The organism is Pseudomonas sp. GW822-FHT04C11 (assembly GCF_058800905.1).
In genome coordinates this window covers 231358-257044 of sequence record NZ_JBXAMS010000001.1, presented here as the reverse complement: position 1 = coordinate 257044, position 25687 = coordinate 231358, and the positions used below count along the sequence as shown (strand labels likewise).

The window sequence follows — 25687 nt, the reverse complement described above, 5'->3', positions numbered from 1 at the left end:
GGGTGACGAGAAATCTTGTTCCCTACGCAGGCTTAAACCTGATCAGGTTCAACGGGATCCGAAATTATTCGATCTCAGCCTCATAGCAAGGCACCCCGACAAGAACCCGGCCAGTCTAGACACAACTGGCAAAGAACGCCAACACCGGTGCATACAGCGTGATGAATGGCGTAATTACAGGATTGTTGCCGCAGGTTGGCGCATCTACACTCGCAGCGCCATGCTGCGCCTTGACGCTGCCGGGCGTGCGCCGTAGCCTTGGCGCTCAAATTACCACTGTAATATTCACTCTAGGGATCGCCTCATGCTGCGCAAACTCTCACTGGCTCTTGCCGTGTCTTGTGCGTCCAACGGAATGGCCTGGGCAGCAGAAGCGCCATTATCGAGCAATACCGATTTGGTCAGCGTCTACCAGGAAGCTGTCGACAACAACGCCGACCTGGCCGCCGCCCGTGCCCAATATGGCGCGCAAAAGGAAGTCGTGCCCCAGGCCCGCGCCGGCCTGCTGCCGAACCTCTCGGGTAGCGCCGAGGTCGCCGATGTCCGGACGAAAATCGACCAACCATCGGCTATTGCCAATCGCAGTGCCCACTTCTATCAAGCAACGCTGGCCCAGCCGTTGTTCCGCGCCGATCGCTGGTTCCAGCTCCAGGCAGCCAAGGATGTCAACGAGCAAGCGGCGTTGCAACTTTCGGCGACCGAGCAGAACCTGATCCTGCAAAGCGCCGAAACCTACTTCAACGTGCTGCGCAGTCAGGACAACCTTGCCTCGACCAAGGCCGAGGAAGCCGCGTTCAAGCGCCAGCTCGATCAGTCCAATGAGCGTTTCGATGTCGGCCTCTCGGACAAGACCGACGTGCTGCAATCACAAGCCAGTTACGACACCGCGCGCGCCAACCGGATTCTCGCCCAGCGCCAGGTGGATGATGCGTTCGAAGCACTGATCACCCTGACCAACCGTCAGTACAACTCGCTTCAGGGCATCGTCCACACCTTGCCCGTCCTGCCGCCAGCGCCGAACGACGCCAAGGCCTGGGTCGACACTGCCGCCAAACAGAACCTCAATCTGCTGGCCAGCAACTACGCAGTCAGCGCGGCAGAAGAAACGCTCAAGCAGCGCAAGGCCGGCCACGCACCGACCCTCGACGCAGTGGCGCAGTACAAGACCGGAGACAACGATGCGTTCGGTCTCAGCAACCCGAGTGCCTTTCCCCAGCCGTACGGTGGCCCCGTCTCGCAACGTACGGTCGGCCTGCAATTGAACATTCCGATATACAGTGGCGGGCTGACCAGCTCGCAGGTTCGCGAGTCGTACTCGCGCCTGGACCAAAACGAACAGCAACGCGAAGCACTGCGTCGGCAAGTGGTGGAAAACACCCGCAACCTGCACCGTGCGGTGAACAGTGATGTCGAGCAGGTGCAGGCACGTCGCCAGTCGATCATCTCGAACCAGAGCGCGGTGGAAGCCACGGAGATCGGTTATCAGGTAGGCACGCGCAATATCGTCGACGTACTCGACGCCCAGCGCCAGCTGTACACCTCGGTGCGCAACTACAACAACAGCCGCTACGACTACATTCTCGACAACCTGCGCCTGAAGCAGGCGGCCGGCACCCTGAGCCCGGGCGACTTGCAGGACCTGAAGCGTTATCTCAAGGCCGACTACAACCCGGACAAGGACTTCCTGCCCCCGGACCTGGCCAAGGCTGCAGCGGAACAGCTGAAGGCCAATCCCGGCCAGTAAAAAACCAACCCTTTGGTGAGGGAGCAAGCTCCCTCACCAAAGGTGTCAGGTTCAGAATCAGTTGATCAACCGCCCCAACCCATCCAGCAAGCGCTGCAAGGCGCCCTGATTGGCGCGCATCACGTTCAGCCCCGCCTCTGCCATCCGCTGCGCATCGCGTGGCAATTCAAACAGTCGCTGCACCGCTAGCGCCAGCCCGTGGGCGTCATCCACTTCCTGCAACGCCTTGGCACTGCGCATCAATGCAGCGATCTCAAGGAAGTTGAACAGGTGCGGCCCGCTCAACACCGGTTTGGCCAGCGCCGCCGGCTCCAGCAGGTTATGCCCGCCATTCGGCACCAGGCTACCGCCGACGAACGCACTGTCGGCCAAGGCGTAGAGAAACAGCAACTCGCCCATGGTGTCGCCGAGCAGCACTGAGGTGCTGGCGCTGACCGCTTCACCGGTCGAACGACGGATCGTGTTGAAGCCTTGCTGCTGACAGAGCTCGAACACCGGATTGAAACGCTCGGGGTGACGCGGCACCAGAATAAGCAGCGCATCCGGATGGCTGGCAAGCAATTGTCGATGCGCCGCCAGCACCACTTCGTCTTCACCTTCATGGGTACTCGCGGCGATCCATACCGGCCGCTCGACCGCTTGCCATTGCTGACGCAACTCGGCGGCCCGTTGCAATAACAGTGGGTCGATGCGCAAATCGAACTTGATCGAGCCGGTCACTTCGACCGTTTCCGCGCGCGCGCCCAGCTGCCGAAAACGTTCAGCCTCGGCTTCAGTCTGCACCGCGAACAGACTCATTTCGGCCAGCATCGGCTGCGTCAGCTTGCCGAAACGGCCATAGCCTTTGGCCGAGCGTTCCGAAAGCCGGGCATTGGCCAGCGCCACCGGGATCCCGCGTTTGGCGCACTGATGAATGTGGTTGGGCCAGAGTTCAGTTTCCATGATCACCGCCAGTTTCGGCTGAACCCGATCGAGAAACCGCGCCGCCGCACAGGGCAGATCGTAAGGCAGGTAGCAGTGCTGGATGCGTGGTTCATTAGCGAACATTGCGTGAATCCGCTCGGACCCGGTCGGGGTCATACAGGTCACGGTGATCGGCAGCTGTGGATAACGCTCGAGCAACCCGCGAATCATGGGGGCAGCGGCAATGCTTTCGCCAACCGACACCGCATGTACCCAGATGCCACCGGGCTTCATCACCGGCAGGCCGATGGAGAAACGCTCGCCAATACGCTTGGCGTACGCCGGTGCCTTGCGCGAGCGCAGCCACAGCCGAATCGCTACCAGTGGCAGCCCCAGGTAAAACAGCGCGGTGTAGAGAGTTCTATTCATGGCGGCGGAGTTTATCGGCTTTTTTAGCCGATCGCCTGCAAGTGCACGGCAAAACGTTCCGCCAACCAACGCGCCGCCGGTCCCAGCGGTTCATCACGCCGCCAGACCAACTCCACCACCAACGCTGGCGGGGTCCATTCGCTGACCAGTTCGACCATCTGCCCTTGATACGCCGGGTACTGCACCACATGCCGCGGCAGCCAGCCCCACCCCAGGCCACGCATCAGCCACTCGGCGAGCACGTAGAAACTGTCGGCGCGCCAGACTTGCGGGCTGGCTTGTTCACTGCCGGGGTAGACGCTGGAATGCGTGGCCATCAACAGTTGTCGGTGTTGCGCCATCTGCTGGCAATTGACCTGCCCTTCTACGGCCAGCGGATGCCCGACTCCGCACACCGTGACCATCTCGACGCTGCCCAGCACTCGACGTTCCAGGGCTTCGGGAATCTGTTCGTGATAAAACAGCAAGCCCAGATCGGCCCGGCGCTCCACCAGTTTGCGCGCCACATCGCCCTGAGCGGCGCTGGCCAGTTGCACTTCCAGGCTGGGAAATTGCTCGGCCAATGCTTCGAGGCTGTCGAGCACCGGCTGATAAGGCATGGCCTCATCCTGCGCCAGACGCAGCCGCGCTTCCTGACCGCGCATCAACGCCAGCGCCCGCCCATTGAGACGCTCGCACTGGCGCAGCACTTCTCGCGCTTCTTCGAGCAACGCGCTGCCGGCCTCGGTCAAGCGCGGCTGGCGGCCGCTACTGCGATCAAACAGGTTCAGGCCAAGGTCTGCTTCAAGCAGTGCTATTGCACTGCTGACCGCCGACTGCGCCTTGCGTTGGTCCCGCGCGACCGCCGAAAACGAACGCTGCTCGGCCACGCTGACGAACAAACGCATCTGCTCCAGATTCCATAACACACTCATGGCTCAACCCATCTTCAAATCAGATAGGTAATGACTTTACCCCATCTCGAAAGCCTCTAGAATGCCGACCTCATCAAGCAGGCCAAAATACGAGGATCACACCATGAACGCTTACTACCTCCTGGCTATCGCCATCTGCGCCGAAGTGATCGCCACCGTATCGATGAAAGCGGTCAAGGGCCTGAGCACACCACTCCCTTTGCTGTTGATCATTGTCGGTTACGGCATCGCGTTCTGGATGCTGACCCTGGTGGTGCGCACCATTCCGGTTGGCGTCACCTACGCGGTATGGGCCGGCATGGGGATCGTGATGGTCAGCATCGCGGCGCTGTTTCTCTACGACCAGAAACTCGACATCCCGGCCATGCTTGGTATGGCGCTGATCGTCCTGGGCGTGGTGGTCATCCAGCTGTTCTCGAAAACTGCCGGACACTAAAGCCAGATACCAGTCCATTGTGGCGAGGGCGCTTGCTCCCGCTGGGTCGCGAAGCGGCCCCAAAACCTGATATCGAGGCTTGGGGATAGACCGCATTGGTTCATTTGCGGCTGCTGCGCACCCGAGCGGGAGCAAGCTCCCTCGCCACAGGTTTGTGCGTGGCCTGACCAACCACCTATTGATCGCCAGCAAAACCTCTATTCGTCGAGTCTGTATACTGCGCCTCTAGTCCTGAACTCTGAGGTCGCTGCATGCCATCCGTTATTTCCACCGACGTACTGATTGTCGGCGCTGGTGTCGCCGGCCTCTGGCTGAACGCGCGCCTGCGTCGCCAGGGTTTCTCGACCGTGCTGGTGGAAAGTGCCAGTCTCGGCGGCGGGCAGAGCGTGAAGTCCCAGGGGATCATCCACGGCGGCGCCAAATACGCGCTGCATGGTGCGTTGACCGGTGCCTCCGAAGCGATTTCCGACATGCCGCGCCGTTGGCGTGCAGCCTTGGCCGGCGACGGCGAGCTGGACCTGTCCGGCGTGCGTCTGCTGTCCGAAGCCCACTATTTGTGGTCCCCCGGCACCCTCGCCGGCAACCTCACCAGTTTCTTCGCCAGCAAAGCGGTGCGCGGTCGGGTTGATCAGGTCAAAGGCGAGCAGCTGCCGCCGGCCCTGCAAGACAAGCGCTTCAAGGGCAAGGTCTATCGCCTTGCGGAACTGGTGGTCGATGTGCCAAGCCTGATCGGACGTCTGGCTGAGCTTGCCGGTGACGGCCTGCTGGCCGGGCAGAAGATCGAGCCACTGCTGGAAAACGGCGAACTGGTCGGCCTGCGCGTTGACGAGCGTGAGATCCGTGCACAGCGCATCGTTCTCAGCGCTGGCGCTGGCAACGCTGACTTGCTCACGGCGCTCGGCCTGAGCCAGCCAGCCATGCAACGTCGACCGCTGCACATGGTCATCGTCAAAAGCCCAAGCCTGAAACCGCTCTACGCCCACTGCCTGGGCGGCGGGTCGAAGCCGCGCATCACCGTCACCACCCACCCGGCCGCCGATGGTCAATGGATCTGGTACCTTGGCGGTGATATCGCCGAAGCCGAAGGCGTGGCTCGCGAACCCGCCGCGCAAATAGCCGCCGCGCAGAAAGAACTCGGCAACCTGTTGCCGTGGGTCGACCTCAGCCAGGCGCAATGGGCAACCTTGCGGGTCGAGCGCGCCGAGCCACTGCAATCGGGCCTGAGCCGACCCGACAACGCCTTCCTCGCCGAGCAGGATCGCCTGCTGGTGGGCTGGCCGACCAAACTGGCGCTGGCACCGGACTTCGCTGACCGGGTAATGGCGTCGCTGCAACGCGACGGCATCCAGCCAAGCCATCCGGCGCCGTTGCCAACCCTGCCAAAACCGCCGATGGGCGTGCCGGCCTGGGAGCAACTGCTGCCATGAGCCAAGCCACCCTGCACGATCTGCATCGCCCGCTGGGCAGTACTGGCCTGCTGGTTTCGCCATTGGGCCTGGGCACGGTGAAACTTGGTCGCGACCAAGGGGTGAAATACCCCAACGGCTTCCAGATCCCGGACGATGACGAAGCGCGCAGACTGCTCAAGCTGACCCGCGAGCTGGGCATCAACCTGATCGACACCGCACCCGCTTATGGCCGCAGCGAAGAACGCCTCGGCCCGCTGCTGCGCGGTCAGCGTCAGGAGTGGGTGATCGTCAGCAAGGTCGGTGAAGAATTCGCCGACGGCCTGTCGCACCACGACTTCAGTGCTGCCCACACGCGCTTTTCCATCGAGCGCAGCCTGAAACGCCTGGAAACCGACTTCATCGACCTGGTGCTGGTGCATTCGGATGGTAACGACCTGGCGATTCTCAACGACTGTGAGGTCTACCAGACCCTCGCCGAGCTCAAGCGCGAGGGCAAGATTCGCGGGTTCGGGTTTTCCGGCAAAACTGTCGATGGTGGGTTGAAGGCTCTGGAACAAGGTGATTGCGCCATGATCACCTACAATCTCAACGAGCAGGCCGAGCGGCCGGTCATCGACTACGCTGCTGCCCACGGCAAAGCCATTCTGGTGAAGAAGGCTCTGGCCAGCGGTCACGCCTGCCTCAGCCCCGGCGTAGATCCCGTACGCGCCAGCTTCGAGCTGTTGTTTGCGCAACCCGGTGTCGCCAGTGCTATTGTCGGGACCATTAATCCGCTGCACCTCGCCCACAATGTGGCGACTGTTGCTCAAGTCCTACGTAGTCGTTGAACAGCCGCCACAGCGGCCGACCCCGACGCAAGAAGGAGCCGACATGCCGCGAACGCTCATAAGAAAGAATCCCAGCAACTTCAAGACCCTGCCGTTATACGTCGAAGCGACTCCCGAAGGCCTGAGTTATCAGAGTGTCGGCAGGCCGCTGAATTTCTCCCAGACCCTGCAACGTCGGCGCCCGGTCACGGTGGCCAATCCAGAGCACTTTTCGCTGGAGCTGGCCAACCTCGGCGTCTCGGTACGGCTGACTCTGCACTGGCAGAATCGCGATTACTGGGTGCTGGTCCGCCAGCGCCGTCAGGACCGTGGCGACGTGGTGCTCAAACTGATCTCGGGTTATGTGCCGGCTCACGAGCTGAACCTGCCGTTGCACACGGCGATTCAGGAGATCGCCGAGGAATGCCTGCTGGAAACCCCCGAAGGCTGGCTTGGCGGGCGCTTCAATGACACCTGGCTGCCAGCGCCCTACGCCAGCGCGCTGCATTACCGCGAGGCGCTGCCGTTCCGCCTGACGCCGCTGTCTGGCGCTGCACGTCCGGTGCGCTGCGCCAACATGCAGTTGATCGAACGCCCACGAGCCTACGTGCATCTGCCCACGGCTTCGTTGCAGTTGATCTACGATTTGCGCCTGGACGTGCCCAAGGAGACCAAGTCCCTGAGCCTGTTTCATGTCGATGAACGCCTTGAAGGCGATCAACTTGTCGCGCGACTGGATCGCAAGCGCCCCGACCTGTACCTGATGCCGCTTGAGGATGGCCAGCCGCTGCCCGAGCTCTATACCCTGAAAAAAGATCAGCTCTACCCGGCAAGCACACGCGGACTGTATCTGGCAGAAAGTTTTGCCCAACAGGAAGGCTGGCTGGTGCGTGACGAACGGATTCGCTGGAAGGACTGGCTCAGGCAGCAAGGCTTGAGCCAACCGGGCAAGGTATCGGGTTTCAGCCGATTGACCGGCAAGGCCAAACTACTGCTGAAGAAAATCGTGCCACGCAAGGTGGCAAGATAGGACGAGACCACATAGCTGTGGCGAGGGAGCTTGCTCCCGCTGGGCCGCGAAGCGGCCCTAAAACCCGCCATTGAGTTTCTACAGATACACCGCGTTTGCTGGTTTTACGCCTGCTGCGCAGGCGAGCGGGAGCAAGCTCCCTCGCCACAGTTTCAGGTCTTGCGGATTTTTTCGACAATTGCGGTCGTCGAGCTGTTTTCCACCAGCCCCAGCACTTTCACTGTTCCGCCATAAGCGCTGACGATGTCGGCGCCGACCACTTGGTCGATCCCGTAATCGCCGCCCTTGACCAGCACGTCTGGCTTGACCTGTGCCAGGAGGTTTTCCGGAGTGCCTTCAGAGAAGCTGATCACCCAGTCCACCGCGCCCAGACCCGCCAATACCGCCATGCGTCGGTCAACACTGTTGATCGGCCGCCCAGGACCTTTCAAGCGGCTCACCGACGCATCGTCGTTGACCGCAACGATCAAACGATCGCCCTGCGCCCGCGCCTGCTCGAGATAGGTCACATGGCCCGCATGGAGGATGTCGAAGCAGCCATTGGTAAAGACGATCTTCTCTTTGTGCGCACGCGCATCGTCGACGGCCAGCAGCAATTGCTCCAGGCCCAGGACACCCCGTTCGGAACCTTCTTCACGCTGAATCGCGCGACGCAACTCCGGAGCACTGATCGCTGCCGTACCCAGCTTGCCGACCACAATGCCAGCAGCCAGGTTGGCCAGGGCCACCGCGTGGGGCAGTTCTTCGCCAGCAGCGATCGCCGCCGCCAGGGTAGAAATCACCGTATCACCGGCACCGGTTACGTCGAACACTTCACGGGCCCGTGCGGGCAAGTGCAGCGCCGGATGATCAGGACGCAGCAAGGTCATGCCGTGCTCGCCACGCGTGACCAGCAAGGCGCCCAGATCCAGGTCATGCATCAGCTTCGCACCCTTGCTGACCAGATCGTGCTCATCGGCACAACCGCCAACAATGGTTTCAAACTCGCTGAGGTTCGGGGTGATCAGGCTGGCACCGCGGTAAATCGAGAAATCCTTGCCTTTGGGATCCGCCAGCACCGGAATGCCACGGGCACGTGCGGCCTGGATCAACACCTGGTGGTTCTTCAGCGCACCTTTGCCGTAGTCGGACAACACCAGCACCTTGATGCCTTCGAGCAGGCCGTCGACTTCAGCCCCGAGCGCCAGCGCGTCGGTGGCAAACGGTTCTTCGAAGTCGATACGCAGCAATTGCTGGTGACGACTCATGACCCGCAGTTTGACGATGGTCGGCTGATGCGCGATGCGCTGGAACAACGCCCGTACACCGGCGCCTTTTAGGCTATTGGTCAGGCTGTCGGCGGCCTCGTCATCACCGGTCACACCGACCAGGGACGCCGGCGCGCCGAGCGCGGCAATGTTCAAGGCAACGTTGGCAGCACCGCCCGGGCGGTCTTCGATTTGCTCGACCTTGACCACCGGCACCGGCGCCTCAGGAGAAATCCGTGAGGTACCACCATGCCAGTAACGGTCGAGCATGACATCGCCGACCACCAAGACAGGGGCTTGATCGAATCGCGGCATGGACAACTTCATGGTGCAACCCACATACAAAATGAACAGGGGCGCGATATTAGCACAGGGTGAACGCTGCCTAGTTCGACAGCTTCAACAGGTGTGCATTACGCCGCTACATTGTTCATTTTTTAAGCAAAACAGCCAGGACGTGCTGCACGGCGTCGGCCAGTACAACCTCGTCGGTGTTGATTTCGCAGTCCGCCTGCCGCGGTGCTTCATAAGGGCTGTCGAGACCGGTGAAGTCCTTGATTCGCCCCTGCAGTGCAGCTTGATACAAACCCTTGGGATCGCGCCGGGCGCAGATGTCGAACGGCGTGCTGACATATACCTCAAGAAACTCGTCCGTGCGGAACAAGGCTCTGGCCGATGCTCGATCGGCCTGAAACGGCGAAATCGCCGAGACAATCACAATCAACCCCGCGTCGACCATCAACCGCGCCACTTCGGCAATACGCCGGATATTTTCCTTGCGCGCTGCAGCGCCCATACCCAGGTCATTGCACAAACCGTTGCGCAGGTTGTCGCCATCCAGCACAAAGGTGTGGCGCCCCTGCTCATTGAGCTGCAACTCGAGTGCATTGGCCAAGGTCGACTTGCCAGCGCCCGACAGCCCCGTCAGCCACAGGCAACACGGTTGCTGATGCTTGAGCGCTGCTCGGGCCGAGGGTGACAACGACAATGCAAAGGGGCGAATGTTCGACGAATGTGCAGCAATCAGCGGCGACTCATTCATAACCAAGCACCTCGTAATCACGCTGATAGGCACGCCGTACCAGGCGCCGTGTGCGCACCGAGCAAAAATCGCGTACGGGCTCAGCGCGACGCTCTTGCGAGATATTCAGATGAGGCAACGATGACGTCATGCCGAGATGCTGGCAGAGCAGTTGAAAGTCGCGTTCCAGGTGTTCCTGATAGCCGACGAAATCCATCGCCATGCGCCCCATGGAGTCACTCAAAAAGTCGGTTTGCGGCGCGAAATGAAGCTGTTTACGGAGGTTATCCGGGTGCAACCAATGCCCGACGAAATCATCAAAATCCCGGTAACTGTTGACCAACAGCCGAGCCGATTCATCCCGTTGCGGCAACTGCTTGCCGCGCAAATAGGCATAGGCGGAATAAACCCGCTCCAATGGATCGCGGACAAACGCAAACCTGAAACTGCGTGCGTAGTGTTCGGGAAACTGCTGTTCGTACCAGTACAGTGGCAGGTGTCCAGGCGCCCAACCATTGAACAACGCCGAGCACACGCTGCTGCCGGCACATTTCGGAACATGGATGAACAGGCATGAACGCTGCTGAAAGTGCGCCGGAAAAACGGTATTGCCTGACATCGACTTGTTCACGGCTTGCCGGTCAACGACCGACAAACGGCCCAGCAAAAAGGTGCGCTGTGTTTTGGGGAGTAGTTTCCAGAGGTGACGTTGCAACATTCCAGTCCCCGCACGAGAAGGTTGTCCTTCCCGTTTGCATTCACAATCGAAGCAGGAACCATAACAAGCACGGCACGCAGAATTATTTAGGCTTGGTCAAGTATGTAAAGGGCTGGATACAAATCGTCGGACGCGTTGCGCGCCCGGGAGGCTGACAGGGTGAGCGATGCTCACCCTGGCGTCGAGCTCAGGCTATGTCCGCCGGAGAGGGTTCGTCCAGTCCCATGGCATGCAGACGCGAGTAGTACCCGCCTTGTGCCAGCAGTTGGGCGTGAGTACCGCGCTCGACAATTTCACCGTGGTCCATCACCAGGATCAGATCGGCCTTTTCGATAGTCGACAGACGGTGCGCGATCACCAGCGTGGTACGACCCTTCATGACCTTATCCAGCGCTGCCTGAATATGCCGCTCGGACTCGGTGTCCAGTGCCGAAGTCGCCTCATCGAGAATCAGCAACGGTGCGTTTTTCAACAAGGCGCGAGCAATGGCCAGACGCTGACGTTGACCACCGGACAGCAATACCCCGTTCTCGCCGACCTCAGTGTCCAGGCCGTTTGGCAACTGGGAGATGAAGTCCATCGCATAGGCATCTTGTGCAGCCTTCTCGATGTCTGCACGCGGAGCCCCGGCCAGATCACCGTAGGCGATGTTGTTGGCCACGGTATCGTTGAACAGGGTGACGTGTTGTGTGACCTGAGAGACATGCTTGCGCAGGTTACGCAGGCGATAGTCTTCGATCTCTACTTCATCGAGCAGTATTTGCCCCGTTTCATGATGGTAGAAACGCGGGATCAGGCTGGCCAGCGTCGACTTGCCGCTTCCCGAGCGTCCAACCAGTGCGATCATCTGCCCCGGTGTCGCAGTGAAGCTGATGTTTTTCAACACCTCGCGATCAGTGCCCGGGTAAGTGAAACTCAGGTTGTGTACATCCAGACGACCGCTGATACGCTCGCGCTCGATGGTGCCAGCATCGAGCTCCGGCTCGACATCGAGCTGTTCGAAAATGCTTTCAGCACCCGCCACGCCTTTCTGAATAGTCGAGCTGACTTCGGACAGCTGACGAATCGGCTTGGGCAACAGACCCGCAGCCGTAATGTAGGCCACCAGATCACCGGCCGTCGCATCACCACGCAGAAACAGCACCAGGAACATCAATGCGGCCATGGCGCTATAAATCACCAGTTGCAGTGCAGGGGTATAGATCGCACTGGTTCTGGTCATGCGCAATTGCTTGTCGGTGTTGCTCTGACTGGCTTTGGCGAAGCGCTGTTGCTCGTAGCTTTCACCACCGAAGCTGCGCACCACGCGATAGCCCTGAATGGTTTCGGACGCGACGTGAGTCACGTCGCCCATCGCCACCTGAATCTTCTTGCTCTGCTTGCGAAATTTCTTGCTGGTATTGCCGACCATGAAAGAAATCAGCGGCAGAATTGCCAGCATCACCAAGGTGAGCTTCCAGTTCATCCACAACAGGTAGCCGAACAGAAAAACTACGGTCAGACCTTCGCGAATCACCACTTTAATGGCGTCTGTTGCAGCACCGGTCACCATGGTCACGTTGAAGGTGATACGGGAAATCAGATGCCCGGAGTTGTGGGTATCGAAATAACGGTTAGGCAACACCAGCAGCTTGTTGAACAACTCCACCCGCAAGTCATGAACCAGACCCAGGGAAACCCTGGCCAGATAGTAGTTACTCAGGAACGAACCAAGCCCTTGCCAGGCCGCGATCAAGATGATCAACAGCGGCACGGCAACCAGCAACTTCAACTCCCGCAGATACGGAGTGTGGGGAAAGAGCACTGCTTCAGGATTGCTCAAGCCATCGACGAAATATTTGAGAATCCCGGCCAGCATCGGCTGCGTGGAGGCAAATATCACAAAACCCACGATACTCAACAGGAAAATGCCAACGTAGGGTTTTACATACCCCAACAGTCGCAAATAGATTTTCAGGCTTGATTCCTGTTCCGCATTGGGCGGTGCTGCACTCATCGTAGAGCTCACTGATTAGGTTGAACGCGAAATTTTATCACAGGCTTTGTATTTGGCCTGTGTCCATACCAAAACGGTGGCGAGGCCAACCGGTAGCCAGCTGATGAACCATTCGGCTCGTGGCGATCCACTGATGCTGGCCGCATCGAATTGCATGGCCAGGAACGAGAACAACCAGATCCCGATGACACCCTGACCATACAGCGTTTCACGGGCTCGCCATGCTTCACGCAATACCGCAAACCAGACCACACACCACAGCAAGAGCCCTGGCAGCCCCAATTCGATTGCGATATGGGTGAACAGGTTGTGCGCGTGATCAAATTCGACGCCTTCGGCAAGCACCGTGTAGCCAGACTCCAACCCCAGGCCACGCAAGGGATGTGCAGCGATCATGTTCAGACTGGCCATGAATATTTGAGGCCGGTACGAGGTACCGCGAGCCAACACCAGCGGTTCGAAAAGCCAGAACGCCAGCATCGCCAGCACCAGTGCGCCGATAGCGATGGTGCAGCTACGTCGGTTGCGGCTCCAAATGGGCATTGCCACCAGCGTCAGCAACAGCGCCAGCGCGGCGCCACGACTCTGGGACAGCACGACAAAGCCTGCGAGCAAACCCAGTGCAACCAACCAGACACCTTGCAGCCAACGGGTCCGGGGCACCCAATGGATCATCCAGACCGCCGCCACGCCCAGTACGTAACCGCCCAGAATCGGGTGACCCAACTCCCCCAACCCTTCAACGCGCGCGGTCCAGGTGTTGCCGTCGATCAGATAAAACTTGATGGCCGCCAACAGTGCACTCAATGCCAGGGCCAGGCCACCCCATTGCATGACCCGCACGACACGCTCCGGACGGGCATTGGCAAATACCGGAAAAAACAACAGGAACACCACGATGTACAATATGCGTTTGGCGCCCCGTGTCAGGTCATCATCATGAGTCCACGACACGCTGATCAACGACCACAGCACCAGCCCGAGCAGCCCAAGACAAAACACCCGCTGTGCTTGCCAAAGCTCAAATAACCGAGCACGTGCCGACCAGGCAAAAAACATTGCCGGCAACCAGAGGAACACGGTCAACCCTTGCTGATAAAGCTTATTGGTCGGCGCAAAAGCAATGGCAGTCAAAAACCAGAACAATCCGGTCGTCATCCATACCTGCGCCCAACGCGTTTCCTGCATTGACCTTTCCTCGTTAAATCGTCCGATCGCCAAGCCGGCATGGTGAAAACAGCAACTTTTCGGCATCATTGATCGCCAATACGCCCGCAATTTCTACAAGGCTCTCTACATGCAATGCTTCCGGCTTCCACAAGCCGCTTTAAATCAGATGATTAAAGGCGCCAGAGTACTAGAAGCCGACAGCTTCGGCCCGAAAGTATTTCTTCTGCCGGACGGGAACATCCTCAAACTGTTTCGCCGCAAGCGGCTTCTCTCGTCGGCATTGTTTCGCCCCTATTCAAAGCGCTTCATCGACAATGCCGCCCGACTCGAAAAGCTCGGCATTCCTACCCTTCAGACACTCACACTCCATCAGCTGGATACGCCTGGCATGACGGCCGTGCTTTACCGTCCCCTGCCAGGAGAAACCCTGCGCCAGCTGGCAGACAAAAACGGCTTCGACTGGCAACAGACCCTGCCGGCGCTGACCGCATTCATCCGCGAACTCCATGCAGCCGGGGTCTACTTCCGCTCGCTGCACCTGGGCAACATCGTCGTGACTCCGGGCAACCAGTTCGGTCTGATCGACGTCGCCGACATGCGCTTCTTGCGGGGGCCGCTGCCGCAGCACCTGGTCAAGCGCAACCTGCAACACTTCGCACGGTATATTGATCGAGAGAAGCTGAACGAGAGCTTTCCGATGCAGACGCTGGAGCAAATCCTACTTTGCGCATGACAACAGCTTGCGGGCAACCTGGCTGAATTCCAGCCAGGCGTCGTCCGGTGAAAGTACAGTGAATTGAGCCGCAGCGACCGATTCAGAAGCGACACCAAGCGCCTGTATTAACGCCTCGCTCCAGGCGGTCACATCCTCTGGCGTGGCGTAACGGCCCGCCCCTGCCAATTGCTCGCGAAACACTGCCAAATCGCTGGACAGCACCGGGACACCGGCCATTACCGCCTCTTGCAGGATCAAGCCAAGACCTTCCTCAAGTGACGGGATCGCGATCCAGTCGAAAGCCCGAAAAAGCGTCGCTGCATCCTCAAGGTTTCCGGGTAACAGCACCTTGTCGCGCAACCCAAGCTCGTTGACCCGCACCTCCAGCGCAGCCCTTGCCTGACCTTCCCCGATAATCACCAGGCGCAACTGCGGGTGCTGTGTCAGCGCCTTGGCAAAGGCTTCGATCAGGCATGCAAAGCCTTTTTTGCCAACCAGGCGCCCTACAGCCCCCACGACAGGTGTGTTGTCGACGGGCAATTGCAGCCGAGCACGCGCCTGCTCACGAGAAAGCAACCGGGAACGAAAAGCCAGTGGATCGAGCGCACTGCGCAACGTGACGACGGGGATCTGTAAATCGGCCTCAAGTGCGTTGGCCAGGGTTTGCGAAACCGCCGCAAGGGTCAGCTGTGAAGCGGGAAATCGTGAAAGCAACTTGCGATCGGCTGCGCTGATCCGGGTCGCGCCATGAAAAAGCACCACCGCGCGCAACTGCGGCAGCTTCTTGAGGACCGGTAACAGGGCACGAGCCGTGCCTAAGCCGTCGAGCAACAGCACGCGCACGTCACTTTGATTCAGGGCGTAATAAAAACGCGCCTGCATCCATAGCGTCAGCAGCTTCCAGAAACGCCTGCCCTTGAGTTGATTGGAGGACAGATGCCACTCCCGCGTTTCACCGATTTCGGCGACACAGCCGCGCGCACTACCCTGCAACAGCCAGGTATTGATCGGTGTTGCGGGTTCTACCTGAGCAAGTATCTGCAGATGAACCTTGTGGACAGAGGCGTAGGCAGCCCCACCGGACCACATGACATTAAGGATACTCATCGAGCTGAAAGCCCTTTTTCACATCGGCTGATGGCACGTTTTATTATGATTTCGAGCACTTCCAATGATTTGAAAACCCTGTCAAATGCCCAGCTTCAGGCGTAACCGTTCGATCAGACTCAATGCGGCGCGAGGCCTCAAAGCCGGCTGGAGCTCTTCGACAATACGCTGACCAATACGTGCGAAGCTGAACTGACTGACCGCCAGATCGCGTCCGTTTCGGGCAATGATCGAAGCCAACTCAGGATCGGCACGCAGCCTGGCGAGTTTTTCCTGCAGTTGCGGGATATCCCGATAGAGCACCACGTTGTGCATATCCTGCAGCCCCAGAGCCCGAGTTTCCGCATCCCCCTGATCGAAGGCCAACAACACGCAGCCACAGGCCATCGCTTCAAAGTTCTTGATCATGAATTCGCCCATGCCAACGTCGGCACTGACGAAGAAGCGGATACGGTTGAGCGTGTCGCGATATTCGTCACCGGAATGGGTACGAGTCACTACCAAGGGTTCGACACCCGCCAACTCATCGAGCAGCGCTTTGCGACCGCTGTACGCCACGCTATTGGTACTGCCGACGAAGGCCAGTTCGATATCGCGCTCACGCCCCTGATCCTGCAACAGGGTCTGGTCATAGCCCTTGGGCACGAACACCGCGTCAAAGCCTTCTTCGCGTAAACGCTTGGCGACCATGAAACCGGAACTGATCACCCGCGCCCACGGCAGGCGGCGGTAATGCGCACTGAACTTGCCGGTGTACTTGCAGGGAATGTAGTTCTGGTAGGCATCGTGTTCGAGAATCACCAGATTGGGAATCGTGCGAATGAACCCGACCTGGCGGATTTCCTGCTTGAACCGCAGGAAGAACACGATACGGTCATAGCGCGACACGTCCACTTCACGCCGAAAATAGCCACGCAGGTTGCGCTGTTCATCACTGCTCAACCAGCGCAGGTCGCATTCGCAATGAGCGGCCACACCTTCGTACAAACGGTCCAGAATGGCCCGCTGTTCTTTCTGCACCAGAAATAGAACCTTCATTGTCTTCCTTGCAGCATTGAACAGCCCGACAAAAACCTGAAATCACCCTTCTGCCCTGGCAGAAAGACTCCATGCGACAGCCATTTACAAACGCCAAAACAACTCATGCCGACGCACAGCCTTGCGAAAAAACTCGTTCTCGCCGTAAGGCGAGCCTGAACGCCCAGCCAGCAGACGCTGCAAGCCGCGACGCATCCGACGCTTGAACGGCGCACGCGGCTGCAAGTCATGCATCATCCCCAGCGCCATAGCCTTGTCGCGCTGTTGCTCGATCGACAATACCAGGCAATAGGGTTGTAGCACCTGCGCCGGATCGAACACCGGCGGTAACGCAATCCCGGCCTCGGAATCACCCATTGGCCAGCGATCATTATCGTGCAGATGGTTCGCGTATCCGAGCAGTGTAGTCGGCTGCCACTCAAGCCCCTTCAAGGCTTCCAGCACCGCATGCTGTGCACAGATGTGATCGGGATGCGGATCCAGCGAGGAGTGCGGCAGGACGATCACTTCAGGGCGCGCCTTGAGCAGCAGTTCGCGCAGATCGGCCAGCAGGTTAATCCAGGTCGGTGCACCATCGCGGTCACCGGGCAACGCGAACGGATTAAGTTGGCGAAACAGTCGCGTGTCGTTCAGATTCGCTTCACGCGAGCCCACTGGTTGGTCCGGCGCCGCCTGCATGGCTGGCAATTGCAGGCAGAAATAGCCCAATTGCACACACTGCGATTCAGGTACGCCGGCCCAGCGCGGCACCGTAATGCTGTCCCAGGCGCGCAAGCGGCCTTTGATGCGCGACGCCTCGACGGCGTCCAGCCCCATCTGCCGATAGTGCCCGGCTTCAATTTCGCCAGCGGTCAACGTGACAATCCAGGCCTCGTCGGCCTGGCTGTACAAACCGAAAGCGGCCAGCTCCGCATCGTCGGCGTGAGGCGCGATCACCATCACTCGCTGACGGCGGTAATCCGGTTGTTCGAACGACCAGAGCACGGGTTCGCCGAGCAAGCGGCAGAAACGCCCGCGCACACGCAAATCGCCTTGCGACAGAACATGCGCCTGACCACTGAGATTGAGGTAACGCAGGCCGTCTACACCACGCTCGAAGGCTTGTCGGTCTGGATTATCGCCACCCGACAACTCGACTGCAGGATCGAAAAAGCGTCCCAGCCAGGTGCTTTTTACCCGCAGTGCCAGTACCAGCGTGGTGTCGTCGGTCAGGATGACGCCGTCATCGAGCAGCAGACGCGCACCCTCCAGCCGGACCTTGGGCTGCTGCGTGTAGGGCGGGAAGCTGTACTGGTAATCGTCCTTGGGCGAGTAAAACAAATGGTCGGCAAACCACGCCTCATGGGCAACCCAGGCCAGGACCGCGAGTACCAGCGGCAGCCACCAGGTGACCAGCAGGCCAACGGCAATCAACAGCAAGACACCGATCAACAGACCGATGCGCTTGTTACGTCGATGACGCTTGAGCAGTTGCTGCTTGCGATTGAGTGGCAGGCTCATGGTCTGGCTCATACGGTGAACACCGGCACAGGGTTGCACCAGCGGTCCTTGTATTCACGATCAGCCCGCCCGAAGGAAAAGCGCAGCGGCTTATCGATTGCCCGGGCGTGCTCCCAGGCGCTTTGGGTATTGAGAAAACTCAATACACTGCCTGGGCTGAACTCACGAGTCTCGGGGTCGACGCCACCGTTGATGTACTCGACGCTGATCCACTCTGGCGCTTCAACACGGTAGACCAACTGAATCGCAATCGGCGCATCGTTGAGGAAAATCACCGAGCCGATCATCAGCTCGCGCAGCAGCTCGAGCACCTCGCCCATGCGCGGCGCACCGGTTGCCGGAAATCCCCAGCGGCGCTGGAACAGATCGCAATAAATCGCCGCCAGTTCCTGACTGGAAAAGTCGCTGACCGGTCGTATTACGCCACCGGCCTCTTCCAGCAAGCGCAGTTCACGGCGCTGGTTGTAGCGAAACTTCTTCGACAGCTCTTCAGGTGTGCGGGCCATGGCCAGTTGTTCGGCTTGCAGCTTGAGACCGGCAAAGCGACCTTCATTCAGCGCCGACAAGTAGCGCCCGCGGTGCCGCAACAGCGCTTGCGCGTCGGCCGCAGCCGGCAGGATGAATTCAGCGTTGCCGAGATCGAACAAACCTTTCTTGCCGTTACGCTTGAGCACGTCCTTGGACAATGCCAGGTCGCGGCCCCAGGTCGGGATCGCGGCTTTCAGTTCGCCACCCTGTTCCCAGGCCAGGTAACGCACCGGGATATCGGCCAACTGTGCCAGGCGTTCGACCACCAGTGGATGCGTTGCGACGCTACCGCCAAAACGCTGCCAGGCATCGCGATACGTCGACGCATCGACAACGGACCAGCCACGCTCGCGCCAGCCTTGAAATCGGTTGAGCATCAGGCCCTCGCCGTCAGTTCAAGGACGTGCGGCAGACGCCAGAACGTCTCGTGCACTGCACGATCCGAGAAGCGCTCGCGCAGGCGATCAAGCATCATTTCGGCGCAGACCTGGTGCTCGTGCTGATTCATCACCGCCAGATGTTGCAGGCCCAGCGCCAAGTGCTCGACATCCCCCTGCGGGAACAAAATACCGACACCTTCGACCACCTCCGCTGCCCCGCCGCACGCGGTGGCCAGTAATGGCACACCGGCGGCCATCGCTTCGAGCAGCACCATGCCGAATGGCTCGTGGTCGGAACTCAGGGCAAACACATCGAAAGCCCGGAAGTAGCGACGCGCCTCCGGCACCTGACCGAGAAACAGCACACGGTCACCAATACCGATTTCACGAGCCAGATCCTTGAGCCGCTGCTCCAGACGTCCGGAGCCAAGAATCGCCAGTTGACTGCCGACCGGCAAACGCGGCAAGGCCTGGGCAAAGCCGCGCAGCAAAGTGGCCTGGTCCTTGTCCGGGTGCAGGCGACCGACGTTGCCGATCACCCACGCATCCGGCGACAGCCCCAAGGCGTCGCGTGCCTCATCGAAGGACACCTGAGTGGCCTGCAACGCGTCGACATCGATGCGGTTGTAAAGGGTTTGAATCCGCGCCGCCGGCCACTTCGGCAGACAACGGCGCATGTCGTCGCGGACCGCATCGGAAACCCCGAGCAGGCTTAGGCGCTTGCGAAAAATATGCGCGAACAGCTTGCGCGTCCGCCGCTGGTAATCGCCAAAGGCGTGGTGCACGCCGATTACCGGCAGCGGCGTTGCGAGCAAGGCGATGTAGATCGGCTTGAAACGGTGGGCGATACAAAAACTGAAATTGCGCGACTGGGCGATTTTGCGCAGATCGGCAATCGCCGAAAGCTTCAGGCCACGAATGGCCTTGGAGCTGTATTCCATGAACAGCACTTCATCAGACGCACAGCCCGCCGCAACGTCAGCATCGGCAACCCCGGTGAGAAACACCGTGGTCACTCGATAACCAGACCCTGCAAACAGGCTCGCGTACTGTCGGGCGCAGTCCAGGAACGGCCCGTCATAGCCGTGACAGAACTGCAGCACATGGCGTTCAGCCGAGCGTGTCATAAGCGTCCGCGCCGTCTTTGACCACCAGAATGTCTTCCATGATCAGATACTGTAGATCGGAGCCGAAGAACATGTTCAGGGCGTCGGTCGGCGAGCAGATCATCGGCTCGCCGCGGCGGTTCAGCGAGGTGTTCAGCGACACGCCGTTACCGGTCAGCACTTCCAGCGCTTTCATCATGTCGTAGTAACGCGGATTGTATTCGCGCTTGAGCACCTGGGCACGGGACGTACCGTCTTCATGGACGACTTCCGGCACGCGGGTTTTCCACTCTTCAGCCACTTCGAAGGTGAAGGTCATGAACGGTGCCGGGTGATCGATTTTGATCATCTGCGGCGCCACGGTGTCGAGCATCGACGGGCAGAAAGGCCTCCAGCGCTCGCGGAACTTGATCTGATGGTTGATCCGGTCAGCCACGCCAGTGGCGCTCGGGCAACCGATGATCGAACGACCGCCCAACGCACGCGGACCGAACTCCATGCGCCCCTGGAACCAGGCCACCGGATTACCGTCGACCATGATTTTGGCGATCTTCTCCGGCATGTCATCGAGCTTGCGCCACTTGGGTGCGCTCGGGTGACGAGCACAAGCCGCGATCACGTCTTCGTTGCTGTACGACGGGCCGAGGTAAACGTGCTCCATCTTCTCGACCGGTACGCCACGGGCGTGGGACACGTAAGCCGCAGCACCCACCGCCGTGCCGGCATCGCCGGACGCAGGCTGTACGAACAACTCTTTGATGTCGTCGCGAGCGATGATTTTCTGGTTCAGCTTGACGTTCAACGCACAGCCGCCAGCAAACGCCAGCTTGCCGGTTTCCTTGAGCACGTCGCCCAGGTAGTAGTCGATCATCTGCAACGCCAGTTTCTCGAACAGCGCTTGCATGCTCGCGGCGTAATGAATGTACGGTTCGTCAGCGATATCGCCTTCGCGTTTCGGCCCCAGCCACTCGATCAGCTTCGGCGAGAAGTAGAAACCCTTGCCCTTTTCTTTGTAGCGACGCAGGCCGATGACGTTGGCGTAATCGGTGTTGATCACCAGCTCGCCGTTTTCGAACGACGCCAGACGGGAGAAATCATATTTGCTGGCGTCGCCGTACGGCGCCATGCCCATGACCTTGAACTCACCGTCGAGCATTTCAAAACCGAGAAACTCGGTGATCGCGCCGTACAGGCCACCGAGGGAATCCGGGTCGAAGAATTCCTTGATCTTGTGGATCTTGCCGTTCTCGCCATAACCGAAGAAGGTCGTGGCGTACTCGCCCTTGCCGTCGATCCCGAGGATCGCGGTTTTCTCTTTGAAACCGGAGCAGTGGTAGGCGCTGGAGGCATGAGCCAAGTGATGCTCGACCGGCTGGATCTTGATTTTCTTCGGATCGAAGCCCAGTTGCTCGAGGCACCAGACAATCTTGTTGCGATAGCGCTTGTAGCGACGGTTGCCCATCAGGATCGCATCAAGCGCGCGATCCGGGGCGTACCAGTAACGCTTGGCGTAGTGCCAGCGGGCCTTGCCAAACAGGCTGATCGGGGCAAACGGGATCGCCACTACGTCAACGTCGGAAGGTTTGATGCCAGCCTGTTCCAGACAGAACTTCGCCGATTCGTAAGGCATGCGGTTCTTTGCATGTTTATCGCGTACGAAGCGCTCTTCTTCAGCAGCCGCGACCAGCTTGCCGTCGATGTACAAGGCTGCGGAAGGATCATGGCTAAGGGCGCCGGACAGGCCAAGAATCGTCAATGCCACAGGGGTCTAGCCTCTTAAGTCTGCATGCAGGCGACAGGCGCCTGGAAATAATGTGTCCTCGCAAAAGGGCGAGAAACAGCTAAAGGGCGGGATTATAGCGTAAAGATGGCGGGAATGACCCAGAGGTTGTTTGACGCACAAAGTTCATATTCAACAGGACACAGCAAGCGACGACGGCAAAAAGAACGATGTTTATAAAGCCTGTAGGTTTCAGGGAAGCATCCGACATGTTTTTCAGGTTGCTGGTGGGAAGCCGCGTGACTAGTCTCTGGTGGTCGCTGCCAATTCAGCGACCGGGCGTCGCGGCCCGGATCAATCAAGGCGCATAGCGCCATCATTTCCTTTCAGTTGGCGCTTTTTTATCGTCTACTGCTTTGCGTTATGGCGGCTGTGCGCGGGATACCTTCGGGTATGCCGGGTTCCTTGATGCCCCGGTCCGCGAACCTGCGTACAGCTGCCACCTCCCATCGCGTCGCGGCGATCAGTGGCGGCTCCACTCATCAAGGAGCTTCACCATGCACAAAGTCACTCCAAATCCCCCTGAAACCCCAAGCACTTCCCCCTACGCCTCCAACGACTCGAAAAAACTCCACGACGCCGCCGAACGGGCGCTGGATCACTACCTCAAACCACCATTCGACAAGGGCAACCTGCCCGATAAACGTCCCTCCAACATCTTCGCGGTGATCCCCGATCTGGATAATGAGACGCTGTTGGCGCACGCCTCGGAAACCCTCGCCTCGGTCAATGTGCTGGCGAGCGACCTGGCCTTCGAGCTTGAAGGCACCCGCCGACATGTAGCGCTGGCAATTCAGCAGATGATCTCGTTGGGGGAATTGTTGGTGAATCGGGCACTGGATAGTTTTGATCAGCCAGAAGCGCCGTAACACGCACGGTGGGGAGGGCCGCCCGGTCCGCCCCACCGTTTTGATCTGTATATATCCGCGAATGATTGCGGTCGTTCCCACGCTCTGCCTCAGCTCACGAATCGTGACGCAGAGCGTCACCGGATGCATTCCTTTGCTGCGCGTGGGAACGAGATCCAAGCCGTACACGCTCTTACCACTCAGGCCGGCCGGTAGGCCGCCGTGCTTTGCTGTTGATTTTGATCCACCCGCCCCTATCGGGAGGCCGAGCGCAGGTGTTCATCAGGGGGTGGGCGCGCAGCGCCGTACGGCGCAGCCGGACACATCGAGAGGAGGTCGTCGCGAAGCAGACCGTAGGCGATGCCCCCTGATGGACACCGGAGTGAGGGGACGCCGAGCCTAGGCGAGGTGCCGTACGCTTGGGGCGAGCGTTTTTTTGCTTACTTTTTTTAGGCGCTTGTAAAAAAAGTGAGTCGCCGTCAGGCGAAACCGCAAGCGGCCGTTACCGCAGGAATGGATATGTACACCTGCAAGAGGTTGGTCGGCTGTCAGGCCGCCATCGCGGGCAAGCCCGGCTCCCACAGGTTTGGTTGGGGTACATCTGCGGGAGATTGGCCGGCTGTCAGGCCGCCATCGCAAGCAAGCTCAGCGCCTACACATTCTTGGGCAAACGCTGATCAATCACCCGATACAGCGCACTGCCCTCAGGCCAGTTACGCATAAACCGCGCCCGATCCCGAGCATACGCCGGAGCAAAACTACTCAGCGAACCGTGCTGACACATCGAATCCAGATCGATCAACGACCAGCGATCCTTGTCCCAAAACAGATTATGCCCCTTGAAATCCCCATGACTGATCCGCTCGCGAATCAGCTCGGCAAACAAATGATCCAGCGCCAGCAACTCAGCTTCAGGCGCCTCACCACTCTCAACGAACGGCGCAAAGCGCTCAATAATGTCCGGCCCCGAAAGGTACTCGGTAATCAGATAGGCCCGACTGCGCAGCCAGAAAAAACGCTTCTCCAACAGCGCCAACGGCTTGGGCGTAGCGATACCGAGGAACCCCAGGCGATGCCCCTCGCGCCATGAATGCCAGGCGCGACTCGGGCGCCAGAAGCGCTTGAACCAATGGGCAACGCCCTTGATGTTGTAGCGCTTGACCAGCAGCGTGCGCCCCGCCACCTCGACCTTGCCAACACTCGCCGCACCACCGGTCTTGTACAGATGCCCCTGATCGAGCAACGCATCGGCCTGCGCCAATACCGGCAACATGGCCGCTTCTTCCTCGCGACGAATCGCGCGCAATCCGAACGCCCCGCGCTGCACACTGAACAACGTGCATTCGCGGCCGACCTTGATCAGGAAGTCTTTCAAACGCCAACTGCGGACCTTGTCGACCTGCTTCTGCAAAGCTTCCAGTGGCAAGGCATGCTCGCCGTTACTCAACAGGTAATACACCAGCAATTCTTCGGTGAACGGCTCAAGCGACTTGGGCAACTGAGCGAAAAACACCCCGAGGTTCTCCAGGACTTTTTGTCGAGACAACGGCTGACCAGCCTGCTCGACCCGAATCCCCGCACCGTCGATCAAATACAGTTGGCCGTCGTGGCGCAACAGGTTGTCCAGGTGCAAGTCTTCCTGCCACAAGCCCTTGCTGTGCAATTGACCGATGGCGCCCAGCGCCTCGGCCAACACCGCCGCTTGCTCGTCCGCCAGCGCCGGCAGCGCTTCGACCTGCTTCCAGGCATCGCCGAGGCTTTCAGCGCCTTCGAGGAAATCGAACAGCAGCCAGCCGCCCTCGCCATCCTTCAGGCCATCGGCCAGCAGCCTCGGTGTGGTCAGGCCTTGAGCGGCGAGCAGACGGACACCGTCCAGCTCACGCTGAAAATGCCGCGCTGCCTTGCTGCCCACCAACAGTTTGGCCAGCACCGGACGCCCACGCCAAACAGCGGCGCCCACGTAACGCTGGCCCGGCAAAACCCGCAACACGCTGAGCAGTTGCAACTGCGCCGGGCCTGCGGCGTCCGCCAGCTCGATGCTCAATGGCAAGTCTGGCGTACGACCGGCGCTTTTCAGTTCAGACAAACGCATCAACGCGTCTCCTTGTGGCTGCGTCGAGCGATCAGGCGCTGCACCCAACGCTCGACCTGCGGGCTATTCGCCGACTGATTCAGATAAGTTGCCAGCAACAGCCGCACCTCCTCGCAAGTCCAGACCGGCGCCCGGCGTACCAACGGCTCCAGATCCTTGATCCGGTCGCGCTGACCAAACAGCAGCGGCCGGGTTTTCTCCAGATCGATCAGTTGCGCCTGATAACCATCGCCAGCAGGCCGCAAAAAAATGTGCTTGGGATAAAAGCAGCCGTGCACTTGACCCACATCGTGCAGCCGACGTGCAAGCCGCGCACAGGCACGCAGAATCCCCGCCTGCTGCGCATCACTGAGACCCGACCACTGCTCCAGCAGCGAATCCAGATCATTCCAGCCGTCCAGTGCACGCGTCAGCAGAATCGCCCGAACTTCACCCTCTAGCTTGCGCTCACCAAAAAATACCGCCTGCAGCGCTGGAATTCCCAACTGTTGGTAGCGGCTGATGTTACGAAACTCACGGGCAAAACTGGGCTCGCCAAACGGCCGGAACAAGGACCGCGTCAAGTAGTTGCTCTGTCGTTTGAGGTAGTAACCATTACCCTCAAGATCCAGCCTGAAAACGCTGCTCCAACCGTCTTGTGACGTGTTCGGCTCATCCACTGCATCGAGCCGCCTGGTCCATAGGGCATCGAACCCGTCGAGGCCATGACGCTCCAGCAGTTCGCGGTCGTCAGTGGCCAGAAAATCAGTCATTCGTATCCCTTGAGAGTC

General features: G+C 59.6%; 22 protein-coding genes and 1 riboswitch. Of the genes, 7 read left to right on the top strand and 15 right to left on the bottom strand.

The genetic code is table 11. The features are described 5' to 3' along the window. Positions 1-2 precede the first annotated feature (2 nt). A riboswitch (TPP riboswitch) is annotated at positions 3-108 on the bottom strand. A gap of 196 nt (positions 109-304) precedes the next feature. After that, positions 305-1744: a TolC family outer membrane protein gene (locus AC1RJ3_RS01150; RefSeq protein ID WP_493077044.1), complete on the top strand. Its 1440-nt coding sequence runs from the start codon at positions 305-307 to the stop codon at positions 1742-1744. 57 nt (positions 1745-1801) lie between these two features. Here AC1RJ3_RS01150 and waaA read toward each other — a convergent pair whose 3' ends face one another. Both waaA and AC1RJ3_RS01140 read right to left on the bottom strand, forming a co-directional pair. Then, complete coding sequence (gene waaA, locus AC1RJ3_RS01145) at positions 1802-3076, bottom strand: lipid IV(A) 3-deoxy-D-manno-octulosonic acid transferase (protein ID WP_493077042.1); 1275 nt, start codon at positions 3074-3076, stop codon at positions 1802-1804. Between the two features lie 23 nt (positions 3077-3099). Further along, on the bottom strand, positions 3100-3990 hold the full coding sequence (locus AC1RJ3_RS01140) for a LysR family transcriptional regulator (RefSeq protein ID WP_054595324.1): 891 nt from the start codon (positions 3988-3990) through the stop codon (positions 3100-3102). Positions 3991-4093: 103 nt separating this feature from the next. Between AC1RJ3_RS01140 and AC1RJ3_RS01135 the strand changes: the two genes are divergently transcribed. From AC1RJ3_RS01135 to AC1RJ3_RS01120, 4 genes are all read left to right on the top strand, one after another. Beyond that, positions 4094-4426 (top strand): DMT family transporter, encoded by a 333-nt coding sequence (locus AC1RJ3_RS01135; protein WP_019691475.1) that lies wholly within the window; start codon positions 4094-4096, stop codon positions 4424-4426. A 251-nt stretch (positions 4427-4677) separates the two neighbouring features. Further along, complete coding sequence (locus AC1RJ3_RS01130; protein ID WP_493077039.1) at positions 4678-5853, top strand: NAD(P)/FAD-dependent oxidoreductase; 1176 nt, start codon at positions 4678-4680, stop codon at positions 5851-5853. Next, positions 5850-6662, top strand: a complete 813-nt coding sequence (locus AC1RJ3_RS01125; RefSeq protein ID WP_054595322.1) for an aldo/keto reductase — start codon at positions 5850-5852, stop codon at positions 6660-6662. Before AC1RJ3_RS01130 ends, AC1RJ3_RS01125 begins: the two co-directional genes overlap by 4 nt. Before the next feature lie 43 nt (positions 6663-6705). Beyond that, a complete protein-coding gene (locus tag AC1RJ3_RS01120; protein WP_054595321.1) occupies positions 6706-7671 on the top strand; it encodes a hypothetical protein in 966 nt (321 codons plus the stop codon). A gap of 152 nt (positions 7672-7823) precedes the next feature. On the opposite strand, the gene hldE is transcribed toward AC1RJ3_RS01120, so the two are convergent. From hldE to AC1RJ3_RS01095, 5 genes are all read right to left on the bottom strand, one after another. Then, positions 7824-9245: a bifunctional D-glycero-beta-D-manno-heptose-7-phosphate kinase/D-glycero-beta-D-manno-heptose 1-phosphate adenylyltransferase HldE gene (hldE, locus tag AC1RJ3_RS01115; RefSeq protein WP_054595320.1), complete on the bottom strand. Its 1422-nt coding sequence runs from the start codon at positions 9243-9245 to the stop codon at positions 7824-7826. Positions 9246-9348: 103 nt separating this feature from the next. Next, positions 9349-9960 (bottom strand): adenylyl-sulfate kinase, encoded by a 612-nt coding sequence (gene cysC / locus AC1RJ3_RS01110; protein ID WP_054595319.1) that lies wholly within the window; start codon positions 9958-9960, stop codon positions 9349-9351. Continuing rightward, positions 9953-10657 (bottom strand): sulfotransferase family 2 domain-containing protein, encoded by a 705-nt coding sequence (locus AC1RJ3_RS01105; protein WP_493077036.1) that lies wholly within the window; start codon positions 10655-10657, stop codon positions 9953-9955. The genes cysC and AC1RJ3_RS01105 overlap by 8 nt, the downstream gene beginning before the upstream one ends. A gap of 187 nt (positions 10658-10844) precedes the next feature. Next, on the bottom strand, positions 10845-12653 hold the full coding sequence (gene msbA / locus AC1RJ3_RS01100; RefSeq protein WP_347928723.1) for a lipid A export permease/ATP-binding protein MsbA: 1809 nt from the start codon (positions 12651-12653) through the stop codon (positions 10845-10847). A 15-nt stretch (positions 12654-12668) separates the two neighbouring features. Beyond that, on the bottom strand, positions 12669-13841 hold the full coding sequence (locus AC1RJ3_RS01095) for an O-antigen ligase family protein (RefSeq protein ID WP_493077034.1): 1173 nt from the start codon (positions 13839-13841) through the stop codon (positions 12669-12671). Between the two features lie 109 nt (positions 13842-13950). Between AC1RJ3_RS01095 and AC1RJ3_RS01090 the strand changes: the two genes are divergently transcribed. Then, positions 13951-14556 carry a BUD32 family EKC/KEOPS complex subunit gene (locus AC1RJ3_RS01090; RefSeq protein ID WP_054595315.1) on the top strand — a complete coding sequence of 202 codons (606 nt, stop codon included), beginning with the start codon at positions 13951-13953 and terminating at the stop codon, positions 14554-14556. Here the strand turns inward: AC1RJ3_RS01090 and AC1RJ3_RS01085 are convergent. From AC1RJ3_RS01085 to AC1RJ3_RS01060, 6 genes are all read right to left on the bottom strand, one after another. Beyond that, on the bottom strand, positions 14542-15645 hold the full coding sequence (locus AC1RJ3_RS01085; RefSeq protein WP_493077031.1) for a glycosyltransferase: 1104 nt from the start codon (positions 15643-15645) through the stop codon (positions 14542-14544). The two genes, AC1RJ3_RS01090 and AC1RJ3_RS01085, sit on opposite strands and share 15 nt — an antisense overlap. An 81-nt stretch (positions 15646-15726) precedes the next feature. Further along, on the bottom strand, positions 15727-16683 hold the full coding sequence (locus AC1RJ3_RS01080; protein WP_103316337.1) for a glycosyltransferase family protein: 957 nt from the start codon (positions 16681-16683) through the stop codon (positions 15727-15729). A gap of 84 nt (positions 16684-16767) precedes the next feature. After that, positions 16768-18195: a PIG-L deacetylase family protein gene (locus AC1RJ3_RS01075; RefSeq protein WP_493077029.1), complete on the bottom strand. Its 1428-nt coding sequence runs from the start codon at positions 18193-18195 to the stop codon at positions 16768-16770. Then, a complete protein-coding gene (locus tag AC1RJ3_RS01070; RefSeq protein WP_216744726.1) occupies positions 18192-19088 on the bottom strand; it encodes an antimicrobial resistance protein Mig-14 in 897 nt (298 codons plus the stop codon). Before AC1RJ3_RS01070 ends, AC1RJ3_RS01075 begins: the two co-directional genes overlap by 4 nt. After that, positions 19088-20218, bottom strand: a complete 1131-nt coding sequence (locus AC1RJ3_RS01065) for a glycosyltransferase (protein ID WP_347928718.1) — start codon at positions 20216-20218, stop codon at positions 19088-19090. Before AC1RJ3_RS01065 ends, AC1RJ3_RS01070 begins: the two co-directional genes overlap by 1 nt. Beyond that, positions 20202-21959, bottom strand: coding sequence for a carbamoyltransferase family protein (locus AC1RJ3_RS01060; protein ID WP_054595310.1), 1758 nt, complete (start codon positions 21957-21959; stop codon positions 20202-20204). The genes AC1RJ3_RS01065 and AC1RJ3_RS01060 overlap by 17 nt, the downstream gene beginning before the upstream one ends. A 515-nt stretch (positions 21960-22474) precedes the next feature. Between AC1RJ3_RS01060 and AC1RJ3_RS01055 the strand changes: the two genes are divergently transcribed. Further along, positions 22475-22846, top strand: coding sequence for a DUF6124 family protein (locus tag AC1RJ3_RS01055; RefSeq protein WP_493077026.1), 372 nt, complete (start codon positions 22475-22477; stop codon positions 22844-22846). Positions 22847-23477: 631 nt separating this feature from the next. Here the strand turns inward: AC1RJ3_RS01055 and AC1RJ3_RS01050 are convergent. After that, the gene (locus tag AC1RJ3_RS01050) at positions 23478-24917 is read right to left on the bottom strand and encodes a lipopolysaccharide kinase InaA family protein (RefSeq protein ID WP_347928717.1); all 1440 of its coding nucleotides are present in this window, start codon (positions 24915-24917) and stop codon (positions 23478-23480) included. Further along, the gene (locus AC1RJ3_RS01045) at positions 24917-25669 is read right to left on the bottom strand and encodes a lipopolysaccharide kinase InaA family protein (RefSeq protein WP_054595306.1); all 753 of its coding nucleotides are present in this window, start codon (positions 25667-25669) and stop codon (positions 24917-24919) included. Before AC1RJ3_RS01045 ends, AC1RJ3_RS01050 begins: the two co-directional genes overlap by 1 nt. Between the last annotated feature and the right edge of the window lie 18 nt (positions 25670-25687).